This window comes from Actinomadura logoneensis, from assembly GCF_003428695.1.
In the GTDB taxonomy this organism is placed as follows: domain Bacteria; phylum Actinomycetota; class Actinomycetes; order Streptosporangiales; family Streptosporangiaceae; genus Spirillospora; species Spirillospora logoneensis.
Map to the genome: position 1 here is coordinate 1 of NZ_QURH01000043.1, position 626 is coordinate 626.

1 pseudogene is annotated in these 626 nt (G+C 77.3%); it reads right to left on the reverse strand.

The annotated features are described in order from the left end of the window. Positions 1 to 483, reverse strand: a pseudogene (gene ruvA, locus DZF91_RS02505) (Holliday junction branch migration protein RuvA); the annotation flags it as partial. Positions 484 to 626: the final 143 nt, after the last annotated feature.

Below are 626 nucleotides of genomic sequence, written 5' to 3' on the forward strand. Positions count from 1 at the left end.
CCGCGCCGGGGCGGCGGCCGGGCGCGTCCGGCGCGCCCACCGGGGCGCCGAGCCGGTCCTTCAGCTCCAGCACGATCCGCTGCGCGCCCTTCTTGCCGATGCCCGGCACCTTGGTCAGCGCGGCCACGTCCTCCTGGGCGACCGCCAGGCGCAGCCGGTCCGGGGTGTGGACGGCCAGCATCGCCAGCGCCAGCCGCGGCCCGACGCCGCTGGCGGTCTGCAGCAGCTCGAAGATCTGCCGCTCGTCGTCGTCGGCGAACCCGAACAGGGTCAGCGAGTCCTCCCGGACGACCAGCGACGTCGGCACGTGCGCGTCCTCGCCGACCCTGAGCCCGGCGATCGTCGCACGTGCGCGTCCTCGCCGACCCTGAGCCCGGCGATCGTCGCCGGGGTGCACTGCACCGCCATCCCGACGCCGTGCACGTCGATCACGGCGCCGTCCGGCCCGGCGGCGGCGACCTTGCCGCTGACGAACGCGATCACCTCGGGGAACCTCCTCGACTACGGGAACGGGCCGCCCTGCGGGCCTCGGCGATGCGGGCGGCGTTGATCTCTGCCTGGGTGGGACCGGCCTGGCCGGGCACCGGGCGGGCGCGGGCCGCGGCCAGCCGCGCCTGCGCGCCGCC